Source organism: Acinetobacter sp. UBA801, assembly GCA_002296655.1.
Lineage (GTDB): Bacteria > Pseudomonadota > Gammaproteobacteria > Pseudomonadales > Moraxellaceae > Acinetobacter.
Window position 1 is genome coordinate 1 of the sequence record DBIN01000028.1, and the last position, 26,172, is coordinate 26,172.

At 41.1% G+C, this 26,172-nt stretch carries 22 protein-coding genes, 1 tRNA gene and 1 pseudogene; 6 read left to right on the forward strand and 18 right to left on the reverse strand.

The genetic code is table 11. From position 1 onward, the window contains the following. Positions 1-98: 98 nt before the first annotated feature. Positions 99-521, reverse strand: coding sequence for an OsmC family protein (locus B2W49_RS05205; RefSeq protein ID WP_070156041.1), 423 nt, complete (start codon positions 519-521; stop codon positions 99-101). Positions 522-669: 148 nt separating this feature from the next. Here B2W49_RS05205 and crp point away from each other — a divergent pair, with 148 nt between their 5' ends. Further along, positions 670-1,374 (forward strand): cAMP-activated global transcriptional regulator CRP, encoded by a 705-nt coding sequence (gene crp, locus B2W49_RS05210; protein WP_167845925.1) that lies wholly within the window; start codon positions 670-672, stop codon positions 1,372-1,374. A 204-nt stretch (positions 1,375-1,578) separates the two neighbouring features. Continuing rightward, positions 1,579-2,628, forward strand: a complete 1,050-nt coding sequence (locus B2W49_RS05215) for an NADP(H)-dependent aldo-keto reductase (RefSeq protein WP_291335192.1) — start codon at positions 1,579-1,581, stop codon at positions 2,626-2,628. Between the two features lie 195 nt (positions 2,629-2,823). On the opposite strand, the gene B2W49_RS05220 is transcribed toward B2W49_RS05215, so the two are convergent. From B2W49_RS05220 to B2W49_RS05245, 6 genes are all read right to left on the reverse strand, one after another. Next, positions 2,824-3,606, reverse strand: coding sequence for a M48 family metallopeptidase (locus B2W49_RS05220; RefSeq protein WP_236094943.1), 783 nt, complete (start codon positions 3,604-3,606; stop codon positions 2,824-2,826). A 156-nt stretch (positions 3,607-3,762) separates the two neighbouring features. After that, positions 3,763-4,071, reverse strand: a complete 309-nt coding sequence (locus B2W49_RS05225) for a hypothetical protein (RefSeq protein WP_291335196.1) — start codon at positions 4,069-4,071, stop codon at positions 3,763-3,765. Between the two features lie 238 nt (positions 4,072-4,309). Then, positions 4,310-5,629, reverse strand: a complete 1,320-nt coding sequence (locus tag B2W49_RS05230) for an adenylosuccinate synthase (protein ID WP_291335198.1) — start codon at positions 5,627-5,629, stop codon at positions 4,310-4,312. A gap of 69 nt (positions 5,630-5,698) precedes the next feature. Further along, entirely contained in the window at positions 5,699-6,865 is a 1,167-nt protein-coding gene (locus tag B2W49_RS05235) for an ATP phosphoribosyltransferase regulatory subunit (RefSeq protein ID WP_291335200.1), read from the reverse strand. Between the two features lie 164 nt (positions 6,866-7,029). Further along, entirely contained in the window at positions 7,030-7,344 is a 315-nt protein-coding gene (locus B2W49_RS05240; RefSeq protein ID WP_236162296.1) for a hypothetical protein, read from the reverse strand. 134 nt (positions 7,345-7,478) lie between these two features. After that, positions 7,479-8,513 (reverse strand): type I glyceraldehyde-3-phosphate dehydrogenase, encoded by a 1,035-nt coding sequence (locus tag B2W49_RS05245; protein WP_291335204.1) that lies wholly within the window; start codon positions 8,511-8,513, stop codon positions 7,479-7,481. 461 nt (positions 8,514-8,974) lie between these two features. Between B2W49_RS05245 and alaS the strand changes: the two genes are divergently transcribed. From alaS to csrA, 3 genes are all read left to right on the forward strand, one after another. After that, complete coding sequence (gene alaS, locus B2W49_RS05250; protein ID WP_291335206.1) at positions 8,975-11,668, forward strand: alanine--tRNA ligase; 2,694 nt, start codon at positions 8,975-8,977, stop codon at positions 11,666-11,668. Positions 11,669-11,733: 65 nt separating this feature from the next. Further along, the gene (locus B2W49_RS05255; protein ID WP_291335208.1) at positions 11,734-13,014 is read left to right on the forward strand and encodes an aspartate kinase; all 1,281 of its coding nucleotides are present in this window, start codon (positions 11,734-11,736) and stop codon (positions 13,012-13,014) included. 250 nt (positions 13,015-13,264) lie between these two features. Further along, on the forward strand, positions 13,265-13,519 hold the full coding sequence (csrA, locus tag B2W49_RS05260; protein ID WP_004971589.1) for a carbon storage regulator CsrA: 255 nt from the start codon (positions 13,265-13,267) through the stop codon (positions 13,517-13,519). Positions 13,520-13,681: 162 nt separating this feature from the next. Here the strand turns inward: csrA and rnhB are convergent, their stop codons facing one another. Next, positions 13,682-14,260 (reverse strand): ribonuclease HII, encoded by a 579-nt coding sequence (gene rnhB / locus B2W49_RS05265; RefSeq protein ID WP_291335212.1) that lies wholly within the window; start codon positions 14,258-14,260, stop codon positions 13,682-13,684. A gap of 89 nt (positions 14,261-14,349) precedes the next feature. Continuing rightward, a complete protein-coding gene (locus B2W49_RS05270; protein WP_236162293.1) occupies positions 14,350-14,736 on the reverse strand; it encodes a hypothetical protein in 387 nt (128 codons plus the stop codon). A 232-nt stretch (positions 14,737-14,968) separates the two neighbouring features. Here B2W49_RS05270 and B2W49_RS05275 point away from each other — a divergent pair. Further along, positions 14,969-15,518, forward strand: a pseudogene (locus B2W49_RS05275) (cytochrome b). A 104-nt stretch (positions 15,519-15,622) separates the two neighbouring features. On the opposite strand, the gene B2W49_RS05280 reads toward B2W49_RS05275, so the two are convergent. The 9 genes from B2W49_RS05280 to B2W49_RS05320 form a co-directional block, all read right to left on the reverse strand. Then, positions 15,623-16,624, reverse strand: coding sequence for an adenosine deaminase (locus tag B2W49_RS05280; protein WP_291335214.1), 1,002 nt, complete (start codon positions 16,622-16,624; stop codon positions 15,623-15,625). A 97-nt stretch (positions 16,625-16,721) separates the two neighbouring features. Beyond that, positions 16,722-18,044 (reverse strand): NCS2 family permease, encoded by a 1,323-nt coding sequence (locus B2W49_RS05285; protein ID WP_291335216.1) that lies wholly within the window; start codon positions 18,042-18,044, stop codon positions 16,722-16,724. A 417-nt stretch (positions 18,045-18,461) separates the two neighbouring features. Next, a complete protein-coding gene (locus tag B2W49_RS05290; protein WP_291335218.1) occupies positions 18,462-18,641 on the reverse strand; it encodes a hypothetical protein in 180 nt (59 codons plus the stop codon). Between the two features lie 742 nt (positions 18,642-19,383). Then, positions 19,384-19,460, reverse strand: a tRNA-Val gene (locus B2W49_RS05295). Between the two features lie 32 nt (positions 19,461-19,492). Next, positions 19,493-21,520, reverse strand: a complete 2,028-nt coding sequence (locus tag B2W49_RS05300; protein ID WP_291335220.1) for a DUF3488 and transglutaminase-like domain-containing protein — start codon at positions 21,518-21,520, stop codon at positions 19,493-19,495. A gap of 5 nt (positions 21,521-21,525) precedes the next feature. Further along, on the reverse strand, positions 21,526-22,431 hold the full coding sequence (locus tag B2W49_RS05305; RefSeq protein WP_291335503.1) for a DUF58 domain-containing protein: 906 nt from the start codon (positions 22,429-22,431) through the stop codon (positions 21,526-21,528). Positions 22,432-22,441: 10 nt separating this feature from the next. Continuing rightward, complete coding sequence (locus tag B2W49_RS05310; protein ID WP_291335505.1) at positions 22,442-23,368, reverse strand: AAA family ATPase; 927 nt, start codon at positions 23,366-23,368, stop codon at positions 22,442-22,444. Between the two features lie 190 nt (positions 23,369-23,558). Beyond that, the gene (locus B2W49_RS05315; protein WP_291335222.1) at positions 23,559-23,864 is read right to left on the reverse strand and encodes a YbdD/YjiX family protein; all 306 of its coding nucleotides are present in this window, start codon (positions 23,862-23,864) and stop codon (positions 23,559-23,561) included. A 10-nt stretch (positions 23,865-23,874) separates the two neighbouring features. Beyond that, complete coding sequence (locus B2W49_RS05320) at positions 23,875-25,974, reverse strand: carbon starvation CstA family protein (protein WP_291335224.1); 2,100 nt, start codon at positions 25,972-25,974, stop codon at positions 23,875-23,877. Positions 25,975-26,172: the final 198 nt, after the last annotated feature.

Below are 26,172 nucleotides of genomic sequence, written 5' to 3' on the forward strand. Positions count from 1 at the left end.
CCTCCAAGATACAAGGTCTATTATTTATGTCATTTGAAATATTTGGTTACAATGGTTGGCAAAATATACCAACCATTGTATGACCTATTAGTCAAAGCTTAATCTTGTTCAATAATTTCAAAATCATGGCTAATTTCAACACCACCATCAGATAGCATTTTACTGGCAGAACAGTACTTTTCTGCTGAAAGCTCAACCGCCTTCGCGACCTGCTTTTCCTTGACTGCCTTGCCTTTGACCACAAAATGCAAGTGAATTTTAGTAAAAACTGCAGGAATGCTATCGGCACGTTCTGCAGTTAACTGACATTCAACATGCGTCACTTCTTGGCGTGATTTCTTTAAAATAGTCACAATATCAAACGAAGCACACCCACCAAGTCCCATTAAGATTAACTCCATAGGACGTGGTCCACGGTTTTCACCACCATATTCTGCAGAACCATCCATCACTACAGAATGACCACTTTCTGATTTGGCTTCAAAAGCAACGTTCTCTAACCATTGAACACTTGTTTGCATTGCAACTACCTAAAAAAAGCTATAAATTGACACGGGTATTTGTACACTAACATAACTTGAGTTGATAAGGAATTTCATCTCTACTGTGTGACAAGTTCAGACTAGGTCTTGTGCGATCTATTATTTATCCATTTTCGGAACCGTTAGCATGACTTCCAACTTTTCACAGCTGAGTACTGATGCATTGTCCCCAGGACAACTGCCTGACTCAGTCAAAGCATTATTAAAACGTGCATACATCAACCGTTATCCAAAACGGACAACTATTGTTGATGCAGGGACTGAATCTAAATCATTATATTTGATTTTAAAAGGTTCAGTATCAATTATTCTTCGCGAAGATGATGATCGCGAAATTGTTGTGGCATATTTGAATCCAGGCGACTTTTTTGGGGAAATGGGTCTGTTTGAATCGAATCCGCAACGTACTGCAGAAGTTCGTACTCGTGATGTATGTGAAATCGCAGAAATTACTTATGAAAATTTCCACGAACTCAGCAAACAATATCCTGATTTAAGCTATGCTGTTTTTGCACAACTGGTACGCCGTTTAAAAAATACCACACGTAAAGTAACTGACCTTGCCTTTATAGATGTGTCTGGTCGTATTGCACGTTGCTTGATTGATCTTTCTGCGCAGCCAGAAGCCATGATTTTGCCAAACGGTCGTCAAATTCGTATTACACGCCAAGAAATTGGTCGTATTGTCGGCTGTTCACGTGAAATGGTCGGGCGTGTTCTAAAAACACTTGAAGAACAAGGCATGATTGAAACTGATGGTAAAGCTATTCTGATTTTTGATGCTTCTTTGGAGCAAAATGAAGCCACTGATGGCGACTTTGATGACGAATAAACCATGCATATGCAAATTAAAAAAGCAAATCTTCGGATTTGCTTTTTTATTACCGGCATATAACTGTTAACCATTTTCAAATATCAAAATACCATTCTTGCTGTCACTACAAAGCAGTAGCAATTTTCGCAGCCACAAGTGGCGCAAAATGGTGTCGGCTCTTGTAACATCCCTTCATAAACATAATCTTGAGCGAGAGACAATATGCAATTTAAACCATTGGCAAAGACGGGGATTTTAGTTCCAGAAATCTGCTTGGGCACCATGACCTTTGGTGAACAAAACACGCAATCAGATGCCTTCGAGCAACTGGATTATGCCTTAGAGCGTGGTTTGTATTTCTGGGATACCGCAGAAATGTACCCCGTACCGCCAAAAGTAGAAACTCAAGGTGCAACTGAAACTATCATTGGTAATTGGTTACAGCAACGTGGCGGACGTGATAAATTATTTTTAGCCTCTAAAATTGCAGGCCCTTCGCAAGGCGGCAGTCATATTCGAGATGGCAAAACCCGCTTTAATGCACAGGATATTCATTCTGCGCTGGATGGCAATTTAAAACGCCTGCAAACCGACTATATCGACTTATACCAACTGCACTGGCCGCAGCGTCCGACCAACTTTTTTGGCAAACTCGGTTATGGCAACCAAGAAGCACAAAATACGCAAGAAGTAACTGATCTCGCTGAAACCTTAACCGCGTTGCAACAAGAAATTCAAAAAGGACGGATTCGCTATATTGGCCTGTCAAACGAAACCCCGTGGGGCACCATGAAGTTTCTACACCTTGCAGAACAGCTAGGATTAAGCAAGTTCGTCAGCGTACAAAATCCGTATAATTTGCTCAACCGCACTTACGAAATTGGCATGTCTGAAATTGCCCATTATGAAGGTATTGGACTACTCGCCTACTCACCTTTGGCTTTTGGTTATTTAACTGGTAAATTCCGTCATGGTGCACGCCCTGCCAATGCACGTGTCACGCTATATTCACGTTTTGGCCGTTACAGCAATCCACAAAGCGAATGGGCGACCGAACAATACGCCCAACTTGCAGAACAACACGACTTGAGTTTGACGCAACTGGCTCTAGCATTTATTAAGCAGCAATTTTTTGTAACCAGTACCATTATTGGCGCGACCAATATGGCACAACTCAAAGAAAATATTGATGCTTTTGACATCAACTTATCAGATGAAATTTTACAAGGTATTGAAGCCATTCATCGTCAACAACCCAATCCAGCACCCTAATTTCATTTTAAGCACTGCTTTAAAATGAAATTAGAAAATTGAAGTAAACAAGTGAGCTGGCGTTTAAATTGAAAACATGAGTTCAGCTATAACGCACCATTTTTATGTTGTTTAAAGTCAAAAATTTTAAAAAAGGATGCGCATTTCGATGCACATTCTTTCTTTTATTTATCTGTCTAACTGACTGATGTCATCTTAACGACGGTTTTGGTTATATACCGCTTGTGCTGCTGGCAAGTTTTTACGCATTGCTTCAATACGCTGACTGTTCGATGGGTGAGTCGATAAGAATGACGCACCGCCACCACCTTCAAGCTTGTTCATTTTCTCCCAAAGGGTAATTGCAGCTTGCGGGTTATAACCTGCACGCGCCATCAGCATTAAACCGCCCTGATCGGCACGACCTTCCAAATTACGCGAATATGGCAAGCCAATCCCAATTTGCGTACCCAATTGTGCTGCTGCTGCACCCAATTGACCAACGTTATTACCTGCTGCACTTAAACCTACGTTCAAGGCAATATTGGTTAAGGCCTGTGCACCAATTTTACTTTTCGCGTGTTCTTCTAAGGCATGCACCATTTCATGCCCCATAATTGCGGCAATTTCGGCATCGGTTAAATTCAGTTTATTCACAATACCTGTGTAGAACACTACTTTACCGCCTGGTGCGACAAAAGCATTGACTTGATCAGATTTGAGTACCGCCAATTGCCACTGGAAAGGCTGACCAGTTTGGTTCATTTGGTTGGCATGTGGAATCAAACGCTGAAACACAGTATTGATACGTTTATACGTGGTTGAACTCGTGTCTAACTGATTTTTATTGCGTGCATCTTGCACCATTTCGTTATAGCTTTTGGTTGCAGTTGCATTTAGGGTCGCAGTATCTGCACCCGCCATGTCTGCAACAGTGGTACACCCTGAAACTGTGATTGCGCCTGCGGCACATAAACTTAACATCAGTTTTTTGTTCATTATAATAATCTCCGCCTTGCGAGCTATCTTCATACCAATCAATTATATGAAATCAATTCAAGGCTTTAAATCTATAATCACTTCATAATCATATCATTTATGTAAACAACGCCCAAGCTGTGTACAGATTGTATGTCTAAGCGATCAATAACTGCCTTAGTAAAGAAATTGATAACACAACCAAAATATTAAACAGAAAACATTTAAACCCAAGTAAATTTTAGACACTACTTCTACTTTTTCTTCCATTTCTGGATTTTTGCGTTTGTAGAGTAGGTAAGCATTTTGAATCAGAATCAGTGGCACCAAAATACAGGCAAAAATAACGCTTAAACCAATAAATGCCTGATACATAATATTCGGATCATGCTTTTGCGATAAAATCAGCATCATGGCAATGGTCGGTGCTCCGCCCATCGCGAACAACAAAGAATAAAAAATCGTACTGGTAATATTTTTATGCATCCTGCATAACCTTAATTAAATTTAATTTTCTAAAGCCATTGTAACAAGCCACCCTGCGCTGCACAGTGCCAGTCATCTGCAACTTTAGTCTTAAAAAAACCACTCACTCAGCATCATCTGCAATTTTTCACCAAATGAGTCGCTATTGAAACTGAAACAACATCAATAAAAAGCCCCATCATTTAGACAGGGCTGAGTACATCATCTGAACTTGTATGTTATGTCAAAGCACAACCACTTAAGCATCAAATGGATGACGCAATACTATCGTTTCTGCGCGGTCTGGGCCTGTAGAAATAATATCGATTGGACATTCAATTAACTGCTCAAGACGTTTGATGTAGTTCACTGCATTTTCAGGCAATTGCTCTACACTGGTCGCGCCCACAGTTGATTCAGACCAACCTGGCATAGTTTCGTAAATTGGCTTTAAGTTTTCGTATGCAAGCGCATCAGAAGAACCTACACAACCTGAATCGGCATTTTCATAACCTACACAGATTTTGATTTCTTCTAAACCATCCAACACATCTAACTTGGTCAAGCAAATACCAGAAAGTGAGTTTACATCGACTGAACGACGTAAAATTTCGGCATCAAACCAACCACAACGACGCTGACGACCTGTAGAGGCACCAAATTCGTGACCGACAGTACCTAAGTGTTTACCAATCGCATCACCCACGTCATTTGCTGCGTCGTATACCAACTCTGTTGGGAATGGACCTGCACCTACACGTGTGGTATAGGCTTTGGTAATCCCTAAAACGTAGTCTAAATGTAATGGACCTAAGCCTGAACCCGAGCTTACACCGCCCGCAGTCGTGTTCGATGAAGTCACATACGGATAAGTACCGTGGTCAACATCAAGCAATGAACCTTGTGCACCTTCAAACATAATATTGTCACCGTTTTTACGGTAATTATGAATTTCGGTTGTTACATCAACCACTAATGGTGCAATCACTTCACGCCATTGGTCGCATAGTGCTAAAACTTCATCCAACTGAACTGCTTCAACACCGTAGTATTGTGTCAATTGGAAGTTGTGATAGTCCAATAATTCAGTCAATTGAGTACGTAACGCCTCACCACCACGCACCAAGTCTGCAACACGAATTGCACGACGTGCAACCTTATCTTCATAAGCTGGGCCAATACCACGACCTGTTGTTCCAATTTTGGCATTACCACGTTTTTTCTCACGTGCTTGGTCAAGTGCAATGTGATTCGGCAAAATAAGTGGGCAGTTTGGTGAAATGCGTAAACGCTCTTTCACTGGCACGCCTTCTTGCTCCAAAATACCCATTTCTTTAATAAGTGCTTCAGGAGAAAGCACAACACCATTACCAATTAGGCACAGTACGTTTTCACGTAAAATACCTGATGGAATGAGGTGTAATACAGTTTTCTTACCACCAACCACGAGAGTATGACCTGCGTTGTGTCCGCCTTGATAACGAACGACTGCCGCCGCCTGATCGGTGAGCAGGTCGACGATCTTACCTTTACCTTCGTCGCCCCATTGGGTACCAAGTACCACAACATTCTTGCCCATAATAGCCTCATTACATCATGCTGTTAAAATTGAAAACCAAGACTTGTAACATGAAACATGCCTTGGCGATTAAATTTTTTCGACTGTCCACTCACCATGTGCAAGAACCAATTGGTGCGTTGCGTATGGAACCGAGTTTAAATCATCATTGCCCAACAATTGAATTACCCTAAAGCCTTGCGCACGCGTATTTTGAATAGCTGCGATTAAATCGGGTTGTGAACCTTTAGGCGCAACAACAACAGCCGATGATTCAAAACGGCCTGCACTTAATACAAACAAGTCACAAGAGAAACCTGTTGCAGGACGCGCACGTCCGAAATGCTGACCAATGCCATCATAACGACCACCTTGAGCCAATGGCGCAGCACGATTTGGTGCATATACCGCATACATTAAGCCCGTATGATAATGATAAGAACGCAGCTCAACCACATCTATACCAATATGCAGATTTGGCCAACGCGCCTGAATTTCAGCTTGTGTTGCTTTAACGGCTTCAAATGCTTGATTAAATTCGCTATTTGCCAACACTTCAGCACTTAAATGAGCCTGCAAAGCATTTAAATCGCTGGCATAGCGACCTAAAGCATAAAAATCTGAACCGAAGTTTAAATCTCGGGTAAATTCTGCCAGTTCAGGCAATGCTTTACGCTGATATAAATCTGACAATTGACGTTCAATGGCTTTGCTTAATTCTGCTTGTTTAACCAAGCTACGGAACATACCGACATGACCCAAGTCTAAATGCATACCTTCTGCCAGACCTGCTTCTTTGAGCAAGCTGATCATAAGATCAACCATTTCTACATCGGCATCAATGCTATCTGAACCAAATAACTCTGCACCCAATTGCAATGGTGCACGTGTAGAATTAAAACCTTGTGGTTTAGTATGTAAAACCGTACCTGCATAGCAGTAACGTGCAATACCATCTACAGGATGTACATGCGCATCAATACGTGCTACTTGGGGTGTCATATCGGCACGCACACCTAGCAAACGACCTGAAAGTTGGTCAATTACTTTAAATGTGGCAAGGTCTAAATCTTGATTCGATTCTGATAGAGAAGATAGAGATTCAATGTATTCTATGAATGGCGTGTACACCAACTGATAACCTCGAGATGCGAGGAAATCCAGTGACTTACGACGCAAGTTTTCAATCACTTGCGCTTGTTCTGGTAATACATCAGCTACACCATCAGGTAATAACCATGTCTCTGAAATGGGCATGTTGTAAACCTAAATTCTTGTTTGCGCGGAACGAATCCGCATAAAAAAATCGGGAGCACACCCGATTTCTCCTAGTTTAGCATGATACTTTTGCTCATGCACCTGACTTTTTCTGAAATATGCGGTAAAAAATATGAATACACGACATCTTTCAAAACCGTCATTTAAAAATCCTGATTTGATTTGACTACCTTTGCCAATAAACTAACCAACTCGGCATTTTGCATTTCAAGCTGTGCTGTTTTTTGCACGGTTTTATCTAGCGCATCTTGCTGAACCTGCATCTTTTTGGCCAAGTCTTGCATAATTTCCAACGTCTTTTTCAGATGCTCTTCTAAATGTAATACTTTTTGCTCGACTTGCTGTTGATGCCGCACATCGCTACTGCTGTCTGCCTGATTTTTAAACTGCAACCAAATCAGAAAAATTACAGCAAGTGCCAGCAAAAAAATAAATCCCCACAATAAAATAATCATCATGCTACTACTCTATTCAAACTTTCTATGCAAACTTTGTTTTATCAATCAGTGAATTAACCGTGAATACGAATTATAAAATCTTTCATCACTATTGCATGCTTTTTACACTTTGTATATGTCTTTATAAGTAGCTCTTATACTACCCGCTGACTAAAAGATTCGCACAAATCCAGTAAACGATTGGCATAACCCCACTCGTTGTCATACCAAGCAAAAACTTTGGCTTGATGGCCCACCACCATGGTTTGGCTTAAATCGACAATTAACGAATAAGGTGAATGGTTAAAGTCACTCGATACCAAAGGTTCATCGGTCACTTGCATAATTTCGGCATAATCATGCGCTGCCGAAGCACATAACACCTGATTCAATTTGTGCACCGTAATCGGTGACTGCGAAATAAAAGTTAGATCAATAGCTGCAACATTAATGGTTGGCACACGAATCGAATAACCATCAATTCGATCTTCCATTTTTGGCATGACTTGTTTTAAAGCACCCAAGGCAGATGAAGTTGTCGGAATAATATTTTGTCCTGATGCACGCGCACGACGTAAATCGCGATGCGCCTGATCCAATACAGTTTGATCGGCTGTAACTGCATGAATTTCAGTCATTAATGCGGTATCTATTCCAAAAGCATCATCAATGATTTTAACCAGTGGCACTAAAGCTTGCGTAGTGCAGGACACACTGGAAATAATTTGGTCGGTACTTTTAACTTCGTGATGGTTCACACCATAAACAATCGCAGCATCTACAGTATCGAATGGCGCGGCACCAATAATCACACGGTTGGCGCCCGCCGTAATATGCTGCGTTGCTGCCTCACGGGAACGGAACAACCCCGTACACTCTAGTACCACATCCACATTTAAGGCTTGCCACGGCAATTGCGCAGGTTGAGCATGATTCAACACCTGAACTTTTAATTGCGCCAAACCCGCAGAAATATTCAAAAAAATCTGTTCATTTTCAAGGCTGATTTCCACCTGCCCTTTAAAACGACCATGCGTGCTGTCGTATTTAAATAAATGAACTAACGTTTCTACATCGGCAATGTCATTTATCGCGACAATTTCAAAATGAAAGTCTTTGGGATTTTCAAACCAAGCTCGCAGCACATTGCGCCCGATTCTACCAAAGCCATTGATTGCCACTCGTTGCATGACTGATCCTTTCATAATGAAATCAAAATTTAAGCGCAGACAATGTTAATAGATTTTGAGGCCTTACTGAAAAAAATCAGATCAATTCTGCGAATTTTTTCGCAATTTGTTGTTTAATTCGACAAATTAAAATATCAGCTTCGGCTTTTTATCGCTCACCAATTTTTTAAATTTGTCTGTATTGCGTTTCATGGCAGTTCGGCATATTACACGACCCGCAGTAAGCGCTTATTTTAAATGTAAATGTTCATCATCTTCTATTGCAAAGATTTATTCTGCGTAATAGCAACATAGTTTGCGTCAGAATTGTCATCTATTCACACTAAAATGATTGGTGATAATAGCTTTTTCCGTTATAATTTGGCGTTTTTTAAATTTTAAGCCTGCATGACAGCAAAAGAATTATTTTTGTCAGACTGTCCTGTGTTTAGCCAAATCGGAAATTATGGAGTGACTTGGTTGTGAGTACTCGTTTTATGACATCAGCTGAAATTCGTGAAGCATTTTTGCGTTACTTTGAATCGCAAGGGCATACACGTGTCGCATCGAGTTCTCTAGTACCTGCCAACGACCCAACCTTATTATTTACCAATGCGGGTATGAACCAGTTTAAAGACTGTTTCCTAGGGCTGGAAAAACGTGATTATGTGCGCGCTGTATCGTCACAAAAATGTGTACGCGCAGGCGGTAAACACAACGATTTAGACAATGTGGGTTATACCGCACGTCACCATACTTTCTTTGAAATGTTAGGTAACTTCTCGTTTGGTGATTATTTCAAACGTGATGCAATTAAATTTGCTTGGGAATTTCTAACAGGCGAACAATGGTTGGCGCTACCGAAAGAGCGTTTATATGCTACGGTTTATCACACCGATAATGAAGCGTTTGACATCTGGAACAAAGAAATTGGTTTAGATGCTTCTCGTATTATTCGTATTGGCGACAACAAAGGCGGTCAATATGCTTCAGATAACTTCTGGGCAATGGGTGATACAGGTCCTTGTGGTCCTTGTTCTGAAATTTTCTATGATCATGGCGATCATATCTGGGGTGGCTTACCAGGCACGCCTGAAGAAGATGGTGATCGTTTCATTGAAATCTGGAACAATGTATTCATGCAGTTCAACCGTACTGCGGATGGTGTACTGCACCCACTTCCAGCACCGTCTGTCGATACAGGCATGGGTTTGGAACGTATTTCCGCAGTATTGCAACATGTTAACTCAAACTACGAAATTGATCTATTCCAGCACTTACTCAAAAATGCAGCTCAGATTATTGGTTTAGACACAACTGCTCTTGAAGCAACAGCACAACAAACTGGCAAGCCTGTGGACTACCCTGCTTCGCTCAAAGTGGTTGCAGACCATGCTCGCTCTTGCTGCTTCCTGATTGCTGATGGGGTGAATCCATCGAATGAAGGTCGTGGGTATGTATTACGTCGTATTATTCGTCGTGCAGTACGTCATGGCAACAAATTAGGCGCAACAGGTTCATTCTTCCATAAAATGTTGAAGCCACTCATTGAAGTCATGGGTGATGCATATCCTGAACTTGCAGCAAATCAAGCGCGTATCGAGGCAGCATTACTGAAAGAAGAAGAACAATTTGCCAAAACCCTTGAGCAAGGTTTGAAATTGCTTGAAGGTGAATTGGCACAGCTTAAAGGGTCAGTCATTCCAGGCGAAGTAGTATTTAAACTTTATGACACTTACGGTTTCCCGACTGACTTAACAGCAGACATTGCACGTGAACGTGACTTGACCATTGACGAAGCAGGCTTTGAAGTTGAAATGGCAGCACAACGTCAACGTGCACGCGATGCAGGTAAATTTGCGGTTGATTATAACTCAATTGTAAAAGTTGAAGGCGAAACTCAATTTGATGGCTATGACGCAACGACTGGTCAGGGTCAAATTGTGGCTATTTATAAAGATGGCGAACAAGTTGATGAAGTCGTTGAAGGCGATGAAGCTTTGATCGTACTCAATCAAACCCCGTTCTATGCAGAAAGCGGTGGTCAGATTGGCGATACAGGTCTATTCAAAAACGAAACCGGTATTTTTGAAGTTCAAGATACCAAAAAATCTGGCGGTGCCTTTGTTCATCAAGGTATTGTTACCATGGGCAGTTTAAAAGCTGCGCAAGCGGTGGAAGCGATTGTAAAAACAGACATCCGCGAAGCAACTGCACGCAACCACTCTGCAACACACCTATTACACGCTGCCCTACGTCAAGTTTTAGGCGCACACGTACAGCAAAAAGGTTCTTTGGTTGCTTCTGACATTTTACGTTTTGACTTTGCCAATGATCAACCTGTGTCATTTGAACAATTACAAGAAATCGAGCGTTTAGTGAATGCAGAAGTTATTGCTAATACCGCAGTTTCTACTGAATTACTGGATATTGAAGCAGCCAAAGCCAAAGGCGCAATGATGCTGTTTGGTGAAAAGTATGGCGATGAAGTTCGCGTACTTTCTATGGGTTCAATTATTGAAGATAAAAACTTCTCCATTGAACTTTGTGGCGGTATTCACGTAAAACGTACGGGCGATATTGGCTTATTCAAAATCATCTCTGAAGGTGGTGTTGCAGCTGGCGTGCGTCGTATTGAAGCGATTACAGGCAGCAAAGCCGTTGATGCCGTTCAAAAAACTGAACGTGATATCAACAGTATCAATGCTTTGTTGAAAGCACAAAAAGACCAGACTTTAGAAAAAGTGCATACATTGGTCAATACAGCATCTAGCCTTCAAAAGCAGATTGAACAGCTCAATCAAAAATTAGCGCATTTCCAAGCAGCTGAACTTTTAAGTCAAGTACAAGAACTTGCTGGACGTACCACGCTCATTACGACTGTACAAAATATGGATGCAAAATCACTGCGTAACTTACACGACGGTGTAAAATCCAAACTCGACCAAGCAGTGATTGTACTTGCAGGTGTAGAAGGCGATAAAGTCAGCTTAATCGCTTCTGTTGCACCAGACTTTACTGCTACGATTAAAGCAGGAGACATCATCAAATACTTAGCTACAGAACTAGGTGGTAAAGGTGGTGGTAAACCTGATTTGGCACAAGGTGGCGCGCCACTTAACGAGAACTTTGCATCGGTGATGGCAGGTTTAACTGCTTGGCTTGCGGCAAAATAATCTCACTTTTTGTGTAACTGACCCTGAGCAGGTAAATTCAGGGTCATGGCTTATATGGAACAACTATGGCACTAATCGTTCAAAAATATGGCGGTACCTCAATGGGTACTCCCGAGCGCATTTTAAATGTTGCTCGTCGTGTGAAGCGCTGGCATGATCATGGCCACAAAATAGTGGTTGTCGTTTCTGCCATGAGTGGCGAAACCAATCGCCTACTCGCTCTCGCGAAAGCCATTACCGAAACCCCTGATCCGCGTGAATTAGACCAAATGGTGTCTACAGGCGAACAGGTAACGATTTCGATGTTAGCGATGGCGCTTAATTCTATTGGCGTTGCGGCAAAATCACTAACTGGTCGCCAAGTTGGTATTCAAACTGACAGCGCATTTACCAAAGCACGTATTGAATCAATCAATACCGATGTATTGACTGAAAACCTAGATGCAGGTCGTGTAATTGTGGTTGCCGGTTTCCAAGGTTTTGATGCCGAAGGTAACACCACTACTTTAGGTCGTGGTGGTTCTGATACTTCTGGCGTTGCACTTGCTGCTGCATTGAAAGCTGATGAATGTCAAATTTATACTGACGTAGATGGCGTTTACACCACAGACCCACGCGTCGCACCAAAAGCTAAAAAAGTAGATCGTATTTCTTTTGAAGAAATGCTAGAAATGGCGTCTTTAGGTTCTAAAGTATTGCAAATTCGTGCAGTTGAATTTGCAGGTAAATACCAAGTACCTTTACGTGTATTATCAAGTTTTGATAATGACGATGATGGCGCATTCGACGAAGATTTTAAACAAAATGTCGGCACACTCATTACTACTGAATTGGAAGACAACATGGAACAACCTATCATCTCAGGTATCGCGTTTAACCGTGACGAAGCAAAATTAACTATTTTAGGTGTGCCTGACGAGCCAGGTATTGCATCTAAAATCTTGTCACCTATCGGCGCTGCCAATGTTGAAGTCGACATGATCATCCAAAACGTAGAAGAAGATGGTACAACTGACTTTACCTTTACTGTAAACCGTGGCGAGCTTGCCAAAGCAAAATCAATTCTTGAAGCAACTGCAAAAGAAATTGGTGCGCGTGAAGTGGCTACACGTGACGACATTGTAAAAGTATCCATCGTAGGCGTAGGTATGCGTTCACATGCGGGTGTTGCAAGCAAAATGTTTACCGCCCTTGCTGATGAAGGCATTAACATTCTTATGATTTCTACCTCTGAAATTAAAATTTCAGTAATCATTGAAGAAAACTACCTAGAGCTTGCAGTTCGTACTTTACACACTGTATTTGGTCTAGATCGTGAAAGCGGAGAGTCTAGCGCACGCGCTTAATGCGTCCCTGTCAGAAAATGTAATTGTCTGACAAATTTTGCGAAAAAGTACAAAAAATTAGAGCCACTATAGTTTTTTTTATAGTGGCTCTGTTATATTGAGCAACATGCTTTCATAAATTTTGGCAACGCTGTATCTTATATAATAAATAATGATACGTTCCGTTAAAATTTACTGGTTTTTATTTGGTTGTAGCTTTTTAATTGCTTTAAAAATCAATGCAGGTTTAGCATTTTGCAAGGAGATAAACATGCTGATTCTCACCCGACGCGTCGGAGAAACATTAATGATTGGGGACCAAGTTAGCGTGACTGTGCTTGGTGTCAAAGGTAACCAGGTTCGTATTGGTGTAAATGCGCCAAAAGAAGTATCGGTTCATCGTGAAGAAATCTATCAACGTATTCAACACGAGCGTGCCATGCATGAGCATTTGCAACACTTAGATCAAGATTATCAACCATCATTTGAAGAAGATAACTACTCGCAAAATGACTTTAATCGTTAAACGTTTAAGGTAATTGAATATAAAGCGGCTCATTTGCCGCTTTAAATTTTTCTGCTGAATGCTTTTTTAAAACTTGCCCCATTTCGATGTTGCTCGCTGATTCTGATTATGTACAGGATGTTTTACCTACAACTCAGCAATAGTTTTACATGAAAATTAATGTTATTTTTCCATCAATTCTAAAGCCTTTCGCACAGGTGCAAAACTTCGTCGATGTGCCGAAATCACACCATGCTGTGCAATCGCTTCAAAATGTGCTTTGGTTGGGTAACCTTTGTGTTTAGCAAAACCAAATTGTGGAAATGCTTGGTCAAGCAACACCATTTCACGATCTCGCGCCACTTTGGCTAAAATACTGGCTGCCGAAATCTCTGCATGTAATGCATCTCCCCCCACAACTGCATCACACGACATTGCTAAACCTTGCGGAATTTTATTGCCATCGACCAAGACATGCTCAGGTTGAATAGACAAAGCTTCTACCGCACGACGCATCGCCAATAACGACGCTTGCAAAATATTCACTTCATCAATTTCGGCTGCAGATGCTTCTGCAATTGCCCAAGCTAAAGCCTTTTCCTGAATTTCATAAAACAACTTTTCACGCTTTTTTTCTGTCAATTTTTTAGAGTCATTTAAACCTTCAATCGGGTTATTCGGATCTAAAATAACTGCCGCGGCAACAACAGAACCTACTAAAGGCCCACGGCCTGCTTCATCAACACCCGCAATTTTCATCATCTTTTTCCTAAAAAAAGGCTGAAATATTCAGCCTATCTCACAATGCGCGTCATCATGCACCCTTTTTTAATTGTACAGAGTCACTAAACTTATCTTACTGCTTCTGCCACACATGCATTAATGGTTCTTGATACCGCGTTGCTCACAATCGTTGCACGGGCAGCAGGGTCAATTGCTGCTGTGGCTAAATCTACTGCAGTCACGTTTTGTGGTGCTTTTTCACTGACACAGCCACAAATTTCAGCTTGAACATTTTGCTTTTGCGTTGTTGTCATCACACGTGTCGCAGTGTGCCATGCAGGAATGTTATTTAATTCAGTCACACACTTGGCATTAATTGCAATTTTAATAGCCGTCATACCCAATTGTTGAGTTGCTGTCGGTGCAGTTGTCGTTCCTGTAGTAGTACCTGTAGTTGTGGTACATGCAGATAAAGCCAAAGCGATAGGTGCCAATACAGCGAGTAGTTTTTTCATGGATATTTCCTGTATTTAATATTCAAGTCATTTGGATGAAACAATGCCGCTATTGTGCCTAAACTTGTTTGGCGAAGGAATAGCTTTTTGCAATTTCTACATTCATGTGCCTAGTCTTAATAAGAACTTTATTTTTTTCAGCATTGCAGATTTTCAACACTCTGTTGCAGGTAGATACTTTTACCACATGCGGTTGTATAGCATGCAAGCATCCATTAGCCTGAAAAACAACATGAACAGTTCTCACTCATATTACACCCGTACCGCAGAATTTTTACATTTGCTCATGGCGATTATTTTTATTGCCGCATGGGTAATCGATTTTTTAATGGCAACTTTATAAGCCATGAAGCCGATGACAGCTTCAAAGTTGATGTGATTACCCTGCATAAAATATCGCTACACCAATTATAGTTTATGGGTGATTCGCTTATTTTGGCGTTATACCCACCCTGTACCGCAATTGCCTGACAGTATGTCATCTTTGATGAAAACATAAGCGCATTTGTGACATTTGGGTCTGTTTTTTATGCTGCTTGCGATTCCAATTACGGGCTGTTTAGTTGGAGAGTGGGGGGAAACTTGTGCATGTGCTGTATTTATTTGAAATTCCAGCATGGGTGGATAAGAACCCATAACTATTAACAATTGTTAAACCTGTGCATACTTATTTGTCTTGGTTTGCAGGGGCAATGCTGGTTGAGCATGTATTTGCCGCACTCAAACATCACTATATAGATAAAGAGGATGTATTGCGTAGTATGACGCAGCAAGGTAAATAATTTTAAAAACTTGAATTTAAAGCGACTTAAATTGTTCTCCCACAAGCAGCAGCTTAAATTAAGCTGCTGCTTTGTAATCTAAGCGAATCTGAATTCAGTTTAACTCACGCCAATACTTGAATTTGCTCAATCCATTTTTGCTTTTGTTCAACCGAAATAAATGAAGCTTCAAAAGAATTGATCGCCAATTGTTTTAATTCAGCATTGCTTAAGTCTAAAGCTTGGCTAATTGCAACAAAGTTATCATTCATATAGCCACCAAAATAAGATGGGTCATCTGAATTGACGGTCACTTTAACACCCTGCTGCAATAAACGGCGGATGTTGTGCTGTGTCATATCATCCACCACACATAGCTTTAAATTACTCAATGGGCAAACCGTGAGCGGCATTTTTTCTGCGATTAAACGCTGCATTAATACAGGATCTTCTTCAGAACGCACACCGTGATCAATACGATTTACTTTCAGTAAATCTAACGCTTCCCAAACATATTCGGATGGCCCTTCTTCGCCTGCGTGTGCCACGACTAAAAAGCCTGCTTCACGTGCTTTGGTAAAGACACGTTCAAACTTTGAAGGGGGATGCCCGACTTCGCTTGAATCTAAACCCACTGCAATAATTTGATCTTTATAAGATAAAGCCTGTTCCAAAGTAGCAAATGCAGCATCTTCGCTTAAATGACGCAAGAAACACATAATTAAATGTGAACTGATACCTAATTTTGTTTGCGCATCATCGCAAGCACGTTGTAAGCCATTAATCACGGTTGCAAATGCCACACCACGCTCGGTATGGGTTTGCGGGTCAAAAAACATTTCGGTATGCACCACACGGTCTTCAGCACATTTTTCAAAATATGCCCACGCTAAATCGTAAAAATCTTGCTCATGTAGCAATACTTGTGCGCCTGCATAATAAATATCTAAAAAAGACTGCAAGTTATGAAAGTTATAGGCTTGTTTGACTTCTTCTACAGACTGATACGGGATATCTATTTGGTTGCGCTGTGCAATGGCAAACATCAATTCAGGTTCAAAAGTACCTTCAATATGCACATGCAGTTCTGCTTTAGGTAATGCACGGATTAGCTCAAGTTGATTCATGTTCTGTCCTTTTTGTATTTTATGGGAGAATTTTAGAAATTGATCAAAATAAAAAAGGGTGCAAACTGAGTTTACACCCCTTTTCAGTTTAAAAATGTTAACCGCCAAACATGGCAAATTTTAATGCCCAAAGTACAGCAATTATCCACACCATATAAGGTACAGACTTCGCTTTGCCAGTGAGTAGTTTAATTAAGGCATAACTAATAAAGCCCATGGCGATGCCATCGGCAATAGAATAGGTAAATGGCATGAACACGATAGTTAAGAAGGCAGGCACTGCTTCGGTAATATCATCCCAATCAATATGCACAATGCCCTGAATCATCAACACGCCCACAAATAACAAGGCAGGTGCAGTTGCAAAACCAGGTACCGATTGCGCGAGCGGCGCCAAGAATAAACAAGCAATAAACAACAAGCCAACAATCACTGCGGTTAAACCTGTACGACCACCCGCTGCAACACCTGCAGATGATTCAATATATGGCGTTGTTGAAGATGTACCCAATGCCGCACCTGCGACAATTGCAGAAGAATCGGCAAAAAGTGCTTTTTTCAAACGTGGTAATTTGCCATCTTGTAACAAGCCTGCACGATGTGAAACACCCACTAAAGTGCCTGTAGAGTCAAATAAATCGACCAAGAAAAATACGAAAATTACACCAATTAAACTTGCTGTAAATAGACCTTCAAAGTCCATTTGCATAAAAGTAGGTGCAATAGATGGAATTTCTCCAACCACACCTTTAAATTCACTTAAACCTAAAGCTGTGGAAATAGCAGTCAGTACCAAAATACTGATGATAATTGCACCACGCACTTTAAAGTGATGCATCACCACCACCATTAAAAAGCCCAATAGCGCTAAAAGTACTGTTGGTTGTTTTAAGTCACCTAAGCCCACCAAAGTCGCAGGATTATCGACAATAACGCCTGCATTTTTAAGGGCGATTAAAGCAAGGAATAAACCAATACCACCGCCAATGGCTAATTTTAATGACATGGGAATGGCATTCACAATTGCTTCACGGATTTTAAACATGCTAATAGCAATGAAAATCATCCCTGATACAAAAACTGCTGCCAAAGCCGTTTGCCAAGGCACACCCATGCCTAAACAAACGGAATAAGTAAAATAGGCATTCAGCCCCATGCCCGGTGCCAGTGCGATTGGGTAATTGGCAACAATCCCCATCACTAAACAGCCAATTGCTGCGGCTAAACAGGTGGCGACAAAGACAGCTCCATGATCCATTCCTGTTTCAGATAAAATCATCGGATTGACAATAATGATGTAACACATAGTTAAGAATGTGGTTACACCCGCCAAAATCTCGGTACGGAATGTGGTCTTGTTTTCACTTAATTTGAATAAGCGCTCAAGCATTCCCGCTGAGGATGGATTAGGAGTCGTCATGACCTAGCCCCTGTAAATAAACTGAGTTTGTAGCATGACTCAATTTTAAGTCAGCACTTAAAACCTGTGTCAGTTGCAACAATAGATTTGCCCAATGAGCATGTAAAATCACAAAAAGGATAAACTTAATTTACAATCAATCATTTGATTTTATCAAAATCAAAATTTCGGAATGCTAAATAAAAAAGCCGCATAAATTTTTATGCAGCTTTGTTCATCTTTTTTCACTTCAGTCACACTCAAAAATAATGCAATTGAGTTGTGATAAAGCAGTTTCAATTGGCAAATTATACCATAGGGATTTTTTTTAAATTCTAGTTTTTTTTGAATTAAAGATAAAATTTTACGTTTATGTGAACCAAACAAAAGTGTGATAAATAAGACAATCACTAAACATCATGTTAGAAATTTCTACATTTATTCTGTGACTTGCAAAATCTGTGGTGTAGCCGCTTCTGTTTTTTCAAGCGATAAATTTGCAGATTCAGTCAAAACTTGGTTCAGTTCTGCCTGCTTTCTCGTTTCCTCTTCCAAGTAAACGAGATAACCTAATAAAACGACCAACACCACCAGAGCTGGTACAAGAATGTGTTTCATGTCATTTACTTTTATTAAACAATTTTAATACATAGTAGCAAAAATTAAGCGTGGTGTAACTCTTAATGCACCCAAATCACAATTTGTACTTCAGCCATCAAACTCAATCGATCCTATTAAGCCATTGTATGAATGGTATTTTTAAAACGCTGCCAAGATACATAGAAAAATGTTGTTGCAATTTCGATTAACCATAGAAACGAAAGGCCTGCTCACATCCAATCCGCATTTCGATATAAAATTGCTTAAGCCAATGTTACAAAATGCGTTGTCGGTGCAATCAGCATGATATTTTGAATGGTTTCTAGCATGCTTTTGCGTGGTGTACTTGCCCCAGATAGCATTTGCAAGGGAATCATAATAAGCATCATCAACCAATTGAATTGCGGCATCGATCTAGACACTGTTGGCATATATATGTATTGAGATTAGTGTAAATGTGTAAATATAATTGTTCAAAAATGTAGCCTATGTATTGCTTTGATAAATCAAAAAAATAGATGTATCTACACCAAAAAGTTTTAGACATTATTACGGCTGAGCTGAACTCCCAATTAATGCGTGTCCTAGAAAATGAAGTGTAATTAATGTAACACGCCTGTTAGCTACCCTTAGTTATAATTTTAAATTTAAATCACTAACCAATCAACACAGTAGAAATACTTAACTCCTCAAAAATACCATAAAATGAAAAGCCCATCTAATAAGATGGGCTTTAAATCACTGATTACTCAGTAAATATTGGTAGGCATATCCAGACTCGAACTGGAGACCTCTACGATGTCAACGTAGCGCTCTAACCAACTGAGCTATACGCCTAAAGTGTTTCGCATCATATTCAGTTTTGATTTTTAAGACAACCCCTTTCTGCGTTTTTTCAGCACATCCGAGCAAGTTTTAAGCAATTCAAAAAATACCTGCTCTGAAACATGATCATGTTCAGGCGCATAAGTATATTGTTGATAGGACACGCCTAAACGCTTAAACGCTTCTTGCTCATTTTCATCTACCTGCGCTGCTAAACGCTGCATCCACACACTCACTGTTTCTGCATTATGTTTTTGCAACTGAGCGGGCAATCTTTTAGAAAATTTATCTAAGGCACGATGCACACGAGAACCTTGCTGACGTTTTTTCCAAAAAATCCAGCCCCAATAACCCAGCAATAAGATGAGGATACTTGAAACTAACACTGCGACCAAAGCATAGTTAGAATGTAGCCCTAAACGTCCAAACCAGTGACGTTGTGACTCGGCATCATAACCCACGACTTTGCTTTGCCATTGATAACTCGCATAATCACTCCACACCCGTAAAGAACGAATAAAATTAGAATGCTGGTATTGCCACATTTGTGTGTCAGTACCTAAAACGGCCCGATCATCTGCCAAAAGGTTTTGCATGCCATCATCAATACGTTGAGGTGCAATGATGGCTGTCGGGTCTATGCGTACCCATTGTTGATTGAGCAACACTTCGGTCCAAGCATGTGCATCTTGCTGTCGTACTTCCCAGCTTTGTCCATCAGGTGCAAGTTCCCCACCCTGATAGCCCACGACTACACGCGCTGGAATTCCGACATAGCGCATCAATAAGGCAAAACTTGAGGCATAATGTTCACAAAAACCTTGCTTACTCTGAAACAGAAACTCATCGACCCGATTTTGTCCGAGCGTGCCAGGTTTTAAGGTATAACTAAAGCCATTATTGCGATACCACTGCAATACATTCTGCACATAGCGTTCTGGTTGTTGCTGACTTTGGGCAAACATCTGCAGCGCAAATTGCTGTGCTTTTGGGTCAGATTGCGTCTGTACCTGAGCATTTAAACGCTGGATAAAGCGTCGATAACGCTCGCTCTGTGCATCATTCTTTTGAATGTGTGCGGATTCGCCTACCCACTGCAAAGCAATGGGTTGAATCCGACCATTTTGACGCTGTGGCACTATACTCCAATCACGGCGCAATATATATCCCTGCTGATTTGGCACGGATTTTTCCAGTGCCATAATCCACTGAATACGTGGGTCTGCTGCAATATATTGATACTGAAAATCGACTTGCTCTGGCTGTAATTGTGCTGCCTGAACGGATTGTTGATTACTAAAATTGCTCGTCCATGTGCGACCATCATATTGATCCAGCACCATCGCTCGCCAATATAGTTTTGAACGTGGCGGCAGTTGCTGCATATTCCCCACAATACGAAATGCCAAAGCAGAAGATTGTGATAATTCAGCTATATCGCCTGGCGACATCGTGTCACTCATTCCTGTCACACCTTTGGCATCTGGAATCGGTACATGCCATAATGGCGGCAAACGTGGAAAGAATAAAAACAATAATAAAAAAAATGGCAAAGCGTATGCGATAAACTTGCCTACATTTTTAAGGTCATGCTTTGCATCTTGGCTGCTCGAATGACGCGGCGCATACTCTGCAAATGCGCTTTTTTGAATTCGATATAATCCAATTAAACAACTGATCAAACATAGAATGACCAACACGGTCATCCACATGCTTTGGCTGTATAAAAACGAACTAGCACTCACAAAGAGTGCAAAATTAAATAAAATAATCAGGTCGCGCTGGGTATGACTTTCTAAAGCCTTGGCAAACAAAAAGGTGCATAATAAGGCAACACCAGCCTCTATGCCAATCAGGCTTTTATAACTCAGATAAATACTGATTAAGGCACAACAGGTCAATCCATAAGTCAAAACTTTAGAAATACGTGCTGTTTTCTTTTTATAGTGACGATACAACAGCAACAACATGATGGCAAAAATAACACTCAATGTCACTGGGCTAAACAGCATGTGAGCAGCCAAAATTAAAATCAGGCTAAGCAGAATAGATTGCTGAATTGAGTGGTGCATGATTGTCAAGCCTGTGCCAAAAGAATTTTTGCCTGTTTCAACTGCCGCTCGCCCAGACCTTTTTCAAGGGTTGCATGCGGCAAAAACATCGCATAATTCAACTGTTGTTGTTCACATTGTTCGACCAAACCCATCATCAAACTTAATTTTTCTTCGTGGGTCGGTGCAGGCATGTGTTCATAATAAATATCGATACTCTGTTGATCCTGATATTGTTCAAAAACTTTCACATATAAGCCCTGACCGCGTGCAGCTTGCTTCCACGACACGGCTTGCAAGGAATCGCCCAATTGAAAATCACGCAGCTCACGAAACTCGTCTAAATCAGGTTGAAAGCTGTGTTGATGCTGTTTGTTTTCTGCGCTATACATGACGGCTTTTGGCGCCACCCAAGCGGTACGTGACAAATTTAAGTAAGTCCATGCACGTACTAATCCAAAAGGATAAACCGAATAAATCTGTAAATAAGGGTAATGAAACTGCCCACGTTGTGCTGCAAAAAAAGTCAAAATATACTGCTGTTGGCTGTCTTGAATGAGAACTTGTTCTAATTGATGATTGGCTTTAATCCATAAATAACGCGCCTGCGCGAGCTCTTGTTTGAAATGCAATTGTAATTGCAATACTTCGCCCACTTGCCCAATTTCGGTGGTCACAATTTCAATCTCTAATTCATACAGTTGCTTAAAGGTCAAATAAAAACTGATACACAAAATGGCGCTGATCAAAAAGCAAAAGCCTAAAATCAAGTTATTGCCATAATTCACGCCTGCAATAAACGTGATCAAAATCAGCACTAAATACAGATAACCCTGTTGGTAGATAAAAACCAAAATGTCTTTTTGTTTTAAGGTTTTGTGCCGATCAAACAGAAAACGTGTCTTGATCCAGTTTTGCCATGCCTGCTTCAACATGCGTGTACTAACTCACTTTAACCTGTTGCATCACATGCAAAGTTTCTGCCTCACTCAATCCTATACGATGCGCAGCAACTGCCACAAACACCGCTTGAATATCATCGGCAGTGACAAAACTGCGTTGCTCGATTAAGGCGTGTGCTTGCGCTGCTTTTTTTAGTGCCAAAACACCACGGGTAGATAATCCGTGACGTGCTTTACGGGTTTCTGCGGCCAAGTCCAGTAAGTAGTCTAGCGCGGTATCGGATACGTGAATTTCTGTGACCAATTGCTGTAAGTTTAAAATTTCTGTTTCAGTAAAAATATGTGCCAAACTAGCAATCAGCGCATGTCTTGAGTTTTGTTGCAACAGCATTTTTTCAGCAAAACGCGATGGATAGCCCAAAGACAGACGCATTAAAAAGCGATCAAGCTGTGATTCTGGCAGCGCATAAGTACCACTTTGAAACAGTGGGTTTTGTGTGGCAATTACCCAAAAAGGTTGCGGTAAGCTATAACGCACACCATCCACCGTGACTGCACCCTCTTCCATCGCTTCTAACAAGGCACTTTGAGTTTTAGGCGAACAACGGTTAATTTCATCGGCCAATAAAATTTGGGTAAAAATAGGACCTTGCTTAAACTCAAATTGATGTTCTTTTTGATTGAACATATTTACGCCAATCACATCACTGGCCAGCATGTCATTGGTAAACTGAATGCGCTGAAATTGCAGACCTGCCAAATGCGATAAAGCACTCGATAAGGTGGTTTTACCTAATCCGGGTAAATCTTCAAAAAGCACATGCCCGCCTGCCAACAAACAACTTAACGCCAATTTGGTCTGCTGTTCTTTATCTAAAATAATGGTATTAATTTCTGTCAAGAAAGCCTGAATTTTGCCAGCATAAGATTCAATCTGTGCATTGAGCGGTTGCTGCGCTTGCGTCAGTTGTTGTTTTTGAACTTTTTCTGTACCCCAAATCACAGTAAATCCCCTTATACCCAATAAAAAAACGGCACATGTTTAAACATACACCGTTTTGCTAAATTTCTAAAGAAATCCTAAAGATATTCTAAGCTGCCTAAACAGTGAGGGTTAAGCAACCCATATCTCTAAACATTTCCATCGTGGTACGGGATTAACACGGACACTTTTTCAAACCACCTTTTGCCGATGGATAACGCGCATCGACACAGTAACGATAAAAAGTCTTCGGATCCATGGCTTCTAAATCTGGATGATGCTTACGCATGTGTTCCAAATAGTTCTGATAATCAGGTACACCGACCATTAAACGAAAACTTTGTTGCAAACGCTGCCATAAAGTGCCGATACGTGACCAGTTTTTCGGATTCAAAATCAAATCCTTTTGCGACATGATGGTCATTTTAATGATGTTGTAAATCACTGTTTTGCCCTGTTGGGAAAATTTAAGCTTAATCATGTGCTCACTCCTAATGACTGCTATTTGGCTGAATAGTTTCAGGATCGCGATAAATCGCTTCGGCTTCATGTACAGTTGGGGTGGGACTTGCCAATGCACGGCGAATTACCCTAATAGCAGCGAACAACATCACAAATGCCACAATCATAAAGAAACCACATAACACGGCGTTAATTTGATTGGACATAACAATGGTTTGCATTTCAGTGACTGTTTTTGCAGGTGCTAAAATTTCATTGCGTTGAATTGCGGCATTGAAACGATCTGCTTGCGCCAAGAAACCAATTTTTGGATTGTCGTGGAAAATCTTTTGCCAGCCTGCGGTCATGGAAGTAATGAACAAGAATACTGTTGGGATAATCGTCACCCAAACATATTTTTCTTTTTTCATTTTAAACAAAATCACTGTACCTAAAATGAGCGCCATCGCTGCCAAAATTTGGTTACCAATACCAAACAATGGCCATAAGCTGTTAATACCGCCTAATGGATCGACCACCCCTTGATAGACGAAAAAGCCCCAACCTGCCACTGCGACTGCCGTGCCAAGCAAGTTACCAAAGAAGTTATGTGAATTTTTCACCGCAGGAATAACAATCCCCACCGTATCTTGCACCATGAAACGGCAAGCACGTGTGCCTGCATCTACCGCAGTTAAAATAAATAATGCTTCAAATAGAATGGCAAAGTGATACCAGAACGCCATCATCGAGCGGTTATTAAAAATCTCGGTGATGATATGTGCCATCCCAATTGCAAAAGTTGGCGCACCGCCCGTACGTGACAGAATCGTGCTTTCGCCCACTTCTTTTGCCAAAATGGTTAAAGTTTCAGGGCTCACCACAAAGCCTAAATTTCGTACCGCTTCTGCCGCACTTTCGACAGTTGTACCTAAAACTGCAGTGGGTGCGTTAATAGCAAAGTACACGCCCGGGTCTAGCACAGTGGCACAAATCATCGCCATGATCGCCACGAAAGACTCCATCAACATGCCGCCATAACCAATCATCCGAATGTCTTTTTCATTATTGACCAGCTTTGGCGTCGTACCTGAAGACACTAAGGCATGGAAACCTGAAATCGCACCGCAGGCAATCGTAATAAATAAGAACGGGAACAATGAACCCGCAAATACTGGCCCTGTGCCATCAATAAAATGGGTCACCGCAGGCATCTTCATTTCAGGCATTGCAAACACAATCCCGACAGCCAAACCAGCAATAACGCCAATTTTTAAGAATGTTGATAAATAATCACGTGGCGCCAATAATAACCACACTGGCAAAACTGAAGCAATAAAACCGTAAGCAATTAAACACCATGTTAATTCTGTGCCACTTAACGTAAACAAAGGTCCCCAGAATGGATGCTGCGCAATATTCTCACCATAAATAATGCCCAGCATCATCAGTACAAAACCGATAATCGAAACCTCAGCAATTTTCCCTGGGCGAATAAAACGCATATAGATGCCCATGAAAATTGCAATTGGTATGGTAGCCGCGATACTAAATACACCCCATGGACTATTGGTTAAAGCTTTCACAACAACCAAGGCAAGTACAGCGAGAATGATCACCATCACGCCCAGCGCACCTAGCATGACAATCACGCCAGCAAATGAACCCAGCTCTTGCTTTGCCATTTCTCCCAGAGAACGCCCATCACGACGTGTAGAAATAAACAAAACCAAAAAGTCTTGAACTGCACCTGCCAACACCACCCCGACCAAAAGCCAGATGGTGCCGGGTAAATAGCCCATTTGTGCTGCAAGAATAGGTCCAACTAAAGGGCCTGCGCCTGCAATTGCGGCAAAGTGATGACCAAACAACACACTTTTATTGGTGGGAACATAATCTAAACCGTCAGCCAAACGATGTGCTGGCGTTAAGCGGCGCTCATTTAACTCAAATACTTTGGTGGCAATAAACAAACTGTAGAAGCGGTATGCAATGCTATATACACAGACCGCAGCTAAAACTAACCAGATCGCATTGACGTGTTCACCTCTACTGACTGCCAATATTCCAAAAGATATTGCACCTAAAATGGCGACCAAGAGCCATATAATTTTTGAAGTCAGACCTGACTTCTTTTGAACTGTTTCCATGTCAATCTCTCTTCTTGTTACATTTTTAAGCGTTACTTTTAATGTCGAGATTTAGGGGCTGTAGACACTTCGTCTATGTTTGCGACTACGCATATTTTTTAACTGATATAAGGCATGAGGCAGGAAATTTAGTCATTCTAAATGACTGACTCATAACGAAATAGCAGTAGAAAAATATGCTTGTCCTTCGCTGCGCCT